The sequence below is a fragment of the Legionella drancourtii LLAP12 genome (assembly GCF_000162755.2).
Taxonomy (GTDB): domain Bacteria; phylum Pseudomonadota; class Gammaproteobacteria; order Legionellales; family Legionellaceae; genus Legionella; species Legionella drancourtii.
On sequence record NZ_JH413833.1, the window covers coordinates 1 to 7,299 of the forward strand.

Here is a 7,299-nt window from a genome sequence, read left to right on the forward strand (position 1 = left end):
AAGGCCCATCATAGATTTGTCACAACAAATAACATTGAGTAATTCTGGATTTTCAAAAACAAACTCAGTAAGGTCATCAGAAGAATTTGCGGATATTAAAGCTTGAGCAAATAAAGCCTGGACAAAGCCAATAAGGTTATAATCTTCTTCACCCCGACAAATTTTTTGAATATTATTTTTAAATTCATCATCCTTTAATAACTCAGGTATTCTTACAGCTAATTGAGCTACCTGAATAATTTCTTGCATATCATTATCATCAATATCTTCGTCCGTTAGCTCAGGAAAACTTTCAGCTAATTGAGCTCGCATCTGTTTTTTAAATTCAGGTAATTGAGCTAGCTGAATATCAGAAAGTGGTTCAGACAGTACTTTATAAAGCTCTTTTAAAAGCATTGGGAACTTCCTATAAGAAATGTCCCAGTAGTGTATATATAGTGACGAATTAATGTCAATGGAGCCATTTTTTGTCCATTATAGCGTGGGATTAAAGATCACAATTTTTGCTTCTTTGAGGGGGCGTGTGGACAAAGTGACAAAACTGCTATTTCAGATTTTTCCCAATAAAATGAGCTGTATTTAATCCAAAAACCTTAAGAAGGTATATTCTGACATAAGTGATTCACCCATTTAAAGCTTAACAATTATGCTTTCTGAATATAAGGCGCTCAAAAAAAGCATTTTAGGCATAATGTATCGAAGTTACTAACGGCTCCACAAACTGTTCTTTTTGCTTATATTAACAATAACTATATGCTTTCAGATGAAGAAATACTTATTTTGATAATTCAGAAACATCGGCAGGTTTTATTATTCCTTCAGCAACAATAGCAATTAAGGGTGCGATTGTTTTTTCGGTACACTGTGCTAATTTTATTCTTGTTTTTTCATTTTGGGGTGAATAAAAATCAACAAAATCATGATGCTTATAACAATGAAGCAGCCATTGGACTTCTTTCTGGGTTACGGGAGAACAGAAAATAGAAACAAGCTTGGATGGTGGTATGAGCACAAGGCTTTTTTGGCTTAGATAGCTGGCAATATTTTTTCTTAACTCATCCACAAGAGTAACTGGAGCATTATTTTCCTGAGCAACCCGATATAAAGGGATATAGTGATTAATATTCATTAACGCAATAAGTCTATTTTGCAGATTTTCATCTAAATTTAAAAATAAGGTTTGGTATTTTTTATCCGTTAACCAACGCTCATCTTGAGCAACAACACACAGACGTAAAAGATAACTGTCTCTGTCATCCTTTAATTCATCAGCAAGACTTAATTGTCTTAACGCCGTAAAAAATTCAAGTACAGCATCTGCTAATGGGCGGTTTTGCTTATTTTTTTCGCCCATTTTTAAAATAAAACGCTCTATCAACTGGCAAAGGAATGGCTCAACTTTTTTATCAAAATGCTCAAATAAACCCTTCGTGCAAAAATCAATGTCTCGAAATTTTCTTACTAATTCAGCATGATCCATATACTTATGGCTATCTCGGAACTCTATAATTTTTTGCAATGGATTATGAGCACCAAAAATACTCAATAAGAGAGGACTCAAAGCAAAAAAATCACTGGCCTCTGAATAATAACCATCCAGTAATTCAAGAGCAATATGCTCAGGAGTGCCTTGAACATCTTGCACTCTGCTGACTATTGGTTTTGCGTAGTCAAGATCCAGATAAGACACATCAATTTTATACTTGTTGTCCTTATCAAGTTTAAGACTTATTTTAATATTTTCGCCTTTAATATCACCATGCACAATAGATGGGCCGCTGCTGTTTTTATAATGTAAGTGGTTAAGTCCCAAAATCAATTGCCAAGCAATATCTACTGCTTGAAAAAAAGTTAATTTTTTTAATTGTGGATTATCCTGCAAATCAGGATAAATATGGAATCCGTCGACAAAATCCATGATGAGCACATCCCGATTATCCATATTAAACGTTGCTATCTTTGACGCATAAAACTGGTAAGGAGATGGGTGCTGCTTTCCATCGTAGAGCTTTATGGCAACAGGCTGTTCCTTATTAAGGTCCAGCTCTTCTTTGGCGATACGGCATGGCTTTAAATGAGTTACATCAGGTTTTATAATGGTGCATTGATACCCCTTATAAACATCACCACCTAATTCTTCAGAAAAATCGCAGGCATAGTACACAACACGCCCATTATTTTGCTGAACGGGAAATAAGGTACAGAGCGAAAACTCGCTATCCTTTTCGTGATTCACCATAAAATACATACCTTATTTTGAATGCGATAGATTAATGCGATCTATTGATAACTATAATATTTTATTGCCCAAAAAGCACCTAAAGAACAAAAAATTTACCAAAATAAACCAAAATATGCACAAATAAATTGACGTACTATACTTTAAACAGAAATAAAATGCATGCTAAAAACAGTTATTTTTTTCTTATGTACATAAGAGTATAGCTTTACAACATTCTTACAAATAGCTTAATAGTCTCTTAATTTTAAAGGAATAAAGTAGAAATATACCAGTAGGGTGTTATGCCAGTGCATCCTTATCATTAATCTTTAAAAAGGAAGATGACATGATATCTCTAAGCGACGTCAGTAAAGCATTGGAAATTGAAAAAAAACATTTGCTTATCGAACTCTATTTAAGAGAAAAGTTCAAAGAGCGCTTTGATCCAACATGGCTTCAAACAATGGGTAATTATACCCATTTGGCAGACGCTATTGATTTTTTTTATAAATTAGGCAATGACAATTTAAATATCGTGGCACTGAGTAGTAATAATGCGGAAACACGTAATGCACATGCGGAGCAATTTAAGCTGTTATCAAGCTTGTTGGATAAACTCGTTGTATTTACCGAAGACGTCCCTCCCAGAACCACTGCTTTTAAAGAAAAAGACGCTGTTTTAGCCAACATAGCGCTTAACCAAAGAATAGAAAATCGTTCATTACGGGATTTGCATGCTCAAAGCAGCAATCTTGGAATTGCGGAAAAACTCCTTACTGAAGATCTAGGACAAACTGAATGGCTTGGTGAAGTTGATTTAGAACGTATGCTCATTAAGCTGGATATCAAAGACAGAACACACATCACGCGTTTAAATCCTGAAGACATTGGAATGATATTGCATTTTGAACGAGTAAAACATGCAGAAGCTACCGAACCTTATACTATTCCATTATTAATTAACTGTGGCAGTAGCGGCTCTTTGCATAGCCAAGGGTCTCATTGGACTTATGCCATGGTAACCGTTAATCCAACGACTAATGCAATTACAATTGATTATCAAGATTCTATGCCTCTTAGCGGTACAGAACGGACAGCGCTTGAGAATGCGATTAATTATCAAGATGGTGACTATAGTGCATTTCCAGATGCAACAGCACATGTGAATGTAGCAAGCGATGGATTACAAAGGGATGGTTGGAGTTGCGGTTATCGTGCATTACAAGGCTTAATCACTACCCCAGGATTTCCAATAGATGGCGGTGTAAATCTTAGGGAAGATTGGCTTAAATTAGCAGAAGCGCAAACCGAATCTTATGATCTGCGCAATGCTGTTTATGAAATACTATTGAGCGGTCTGGAAATTAACCCAGATTATTTTGTGGCAATGAAACTAGACCAAGAGATGGTAAAGCCTTCAACCAAAAAAGAAACCTATGAACTGGACAGCAAATTCACCCAGCATTATTTGAAATTATTAACTGAAACGCATACAAAAAATCCGATTACAACCAATCATTTTACCGAAGCATATCAAAAAATTATTGGGCAATTATCAAGTGCAACAATTAATACAAAACGACAAGAAACGCTAAAAGAATTGCATCAGCAAATAAGCGAAATAACGAAAAATGATTCATTATCCCCTGATGCAAAAATTATCGCACTTCTGGATACTTTTGCATCTAAGTATGCCATGATTTTAGAGAGCAGTGGTGGTAAAAATAGTAAATTAGGTAAATTTATCTATGACTTTTGTCTTAAAAATTTGGGAGTAGAATTAGGCAAAAATCCACTCTATCGTTTAAAAACAGAAGGACTAGCGGTGCAGATCATTAATGAACAATTAAATGCTAGACCTAAAAAAATTGATGAAGGAAGTTTATTGCCACCTATCAAAAAAAGATCAACTGAACCCTATCAAACCTCAATTAGTACACCAGAGGTAGGAACAGTGAAAACGACAACTTTTAAAGTAACGCCCTCTGTAGGTACAATTAAAACGGAACAAATAACAGAGTTTGGCCAACCAACATTACGTAAAGATAAAAAATTAACGCGCTTGGGAAGCATGTTTGGCGCATCACAATTTTGTTATGCAAATAAACCTGGCGGCGTGGAACCTGGCTTTAGAGCAATTGACTTAAATGAATTATTTTTTAAAGAATTAGATAAGATTTTAGCAGATGAAAATTTACCCTCTGATACGAAAATCTCGGATCAGGAAAAATTAAATTTTAAAGCCTTAAGAGAATCACTTAATAAAGCTGACCTAGGGCAAAAACGAATAGTTTTCTCAACGTTTATTAATACTCAAGTCCCAGGTCCTCATGGTGAGGGTACTCTAAACACAAGCATGCAATGGCTTTGCAATCAAGTCAAAGACACGGTGGCCAAGAATAATAAATTAAGTGCCTGGATGTATAAACTTGATTATGCAGAAGGACAAAAAGATAGGGTTACCGCAAATAAAGAAGCAATAAGAGAGTTTGTTGGTACGCGTTTAGCGGGTATTTTTAGTGTTCAAAACCAGAAACAGGAAATTACCTGGGTTAACAATGGTAAAAACGGCCCGCACGCATTATTAGCTTGCGGTTGGAAAAATGGATTACAAGAATTAACACAATTTCTCCATGGCGGTAAAGAACCTGATTATAATGGCGTACTGGTTGAAGATAAAAATGCACCGGTTAAGCGTTCTAAAAACATTCCAGGTTTAGGAAAAAATTTAATTTTTGGTATTGCCATTGGGGATCGCGATGGCATGGGTAAAGATGCGCAAAATAAAGGATTTGCTGATGGCGAGTTCTATGGTTTTGACTATGGTAAACCCTATGAAGGTGGAGGAGTAAGCGCAAGCATTAGCGATGACTTTTCATTTGAAGATAGCTATGCCAAGGCTCCTGCGATATTTAGAAGCTCTTCAGTAATAGGTGTTGCCCGTCACTATATGTATCGTAACTACAGCGCTTTTTACGATACGCCTTTATCCGAGCGTATGGTCGGTTTTCATTTACTAAGAAAGATGATTACTGGGGAAAATCCTAGTGAAGAAGTTATTAAAAGCTACCCGGGTTTAAGGCAAGAATTACACCGTATTCAAGAAAATACCCCCTCTCCCAAAGAGTTAGTAAATCAGTTAGGTGATATCAGAAATAATTGCCGCGAGGGAAGTCCGATACAAAGCCTGGTAGATACTCATATCATGCAATTATGTGCAGGAAAACTATCAAACTATGATTTGTACTTTGCCAAAATGAAAATTGATTTAATCGATATGGCAATTAAAAATGAGATGCCTTATGTAGAGCTTGCAAGCTATATAAAATTCATTGATGAAATGACGGTACAAGCCAATAAAAGCAATCAACATATATTGGCGGCATTCAATGAACGCAGGTTATTACCCAAACAAGAAATTGATTTAATTGATAAATTAGAAAAGATTTTTTCACCAACTTCAGTCATGTCACCTGATGGAACCGTATTCCTTAATACCATGCGTTTTGATCCACAAAGCGGTCGAATCCCCTTTCAATTAAAGAGGCAAGACAATGGAACTTATACCTTAAGTACAACAAATCCAACCATTGCTGACCAATTAAATAAAGAGCTTGGTCTTAAATCAGTCGCGAATGGTAAAGGTTTGAGCTGCACTCTAACCCAAGAACAACTCGTAAAGTTAATAAATAGTACAGAGCTTAAATACAATCAAAAAAGAGAGCGTTTATTAATTCAACCTACGTATCAACACATCACATTACCAGACATGATTAGGTTAGTGAATAAGAATAATTTACCTCTCGAACCCAGAGTAGATGTTGGTTATTTATGGCGTCAAGATAATAGCTTATCTCTTCGCGTTGTGGCTAAAACAGAAAAACAAGCACTGGAAATGCAACAAATTTTTCAAACCCCCATCAAGGTTAATAGGGCTAAGATCATTGAAATTCCTTCTGGCATGCATCAGTTTTTTCAGAATGAAATAGCCAAAAGGACAGATGAAGAACGAAAGCTAATCCAGCAGAAAACAAAGATTGGCAAAGAGCAAACCGAGAATCTAAGCTCGACTTTATCTCAAGCAACTGTTCAGTCACATTCATCGACAACGGATAAATGGAAAGATTTGCATAAAAAACAAGAAGAAACACCAATAAAGTCCTTAACACCATCAGAACAATTAATTAAACGATTTGAAGGATTAATTCATGAAGAGAAAACTTTAGCGCTAATTAAAAATGCAATCGCAGAAATAACCACTTCGGGTGCTATTGATAAATTGCTGCAATACAATGATAAAACATTAACGGCGCCTAATAATATCAAGGTAATTATCGAAGAACGATTGGGCGAGGTCAAAGAAATTGCAGAGGAACTCGTAGCCACGTCGACAACAAATGAAAATACCATTCGACTCACTTTGTGAGTTTCGAATAAAAATATGAACGAAATGATGCTTAATTGCATTCCCAAGGACAAACGATGTTATCAAAGGGTTGCGTCCCCAGATAGTAAATTCCGTGCGACACGAAGTCACATACAACTACTGCTCCTGAAAGTAAACTGGATGTTCCGTTATCTTAATTTTAAACGGCAGTATATCAAAAAGAAGCTCTCGATCACTTTTATAAATGTACCAACCCGCCACAGCTATTTGGATTATCGCTTAAGGATTGCTGCTCGGAAATATCATCCATTATCATTGAGGACTTCTTTTCTATTCCTGCATTAAAAAAGCTAAGAGCAGACGTGATGGTTTGTGTTTCTACATTAATAATAAGCGGAAGCAGTGGCTCAAAAAATGAGGTTTTTATTACTTCAAGGGCAGCAATTTTAGCACCTAATTCAATCATTATTTCACCTAAAATCGTCATTGCTGGAGAAGTTCTTCCTTGAATGTTTTCAGCTAATTTTTTATACGATTTAACATCATCTTTATTATGTAATCGCTTATAAGTAGCCAATAAAACCCAAGTTAAATCAGCGATTGATTCTCCTCTACCTTTTTTAACGCATTAACTTGGGTGACTAATTGAATTAAATAAAATCTAATTGTTAAATCCACATTTTTTATCTCA

At 35.6% G+C, this 7,299-nt stretch carries 4 protein-coding genes; 1 reads left to right on the plus strand and 3 read right to left on the minus strand.

The window, feature by feature from the left end:
• Together LDG_RS11940 and LDG_RS11945 are read right to left on the minus strand one after the other, a co-directional pair.
• On the minus strand, positions 1–396 hold a 396-nt coding region (locus tag LDG_RS11940), incomplete at its 3' end, for a hypothetical protein (RefSeq protein WP_040535678.1).
• 379 nt (positions 397–775) lie between these two features.
• The gene (locus LDG_RS11945; protein WP_006871632.1) at positions 776–2,239 is read right to left on the minus strand and encodes a protein kinase domain-containing protein; all 1,464 of its coding nucleotides are present in this window, start codon (positions 2,237–2,239) and stop codon (positions 776–778) included.
• 328 nt (positions 2,240–2,567) lie between these two features.
• Between LDG_RS11945 and LDG_RS11950 the strand changes: the two genes are divergently transcribed.
• The gene (locus LDG_RS11950; protein WP_006871633.1) at positions 2,568–6,647 is read left to right on the plus strand and encodes a hypothetical protein; all 4,080 of its coding nucleotides are present in this window, start codon (positions 2,568–2,570) and stop codon (positions 6,645–6,647) included.
• 199 nt (positions 6,648–6,846) lie between these two features.
• Here the strand turns inward: LDG_RS11950 and LDG_RS11955 are convergent, their stop codons facing one another.
• Positions 6,847–7,185 carry a hypothetical protein gene (locus LDG_RS11955; protein WP_006871634.1) on the minus strand — a complete coding sequence of 113 codons (339 nt, stop codon included), beginning with the start codon at positions 7,183–7,185 and terminating at the stop codon, positions 6,847–6,849.
• Positions 7,186–7,299: the final 114 nt, after the last annotated feature.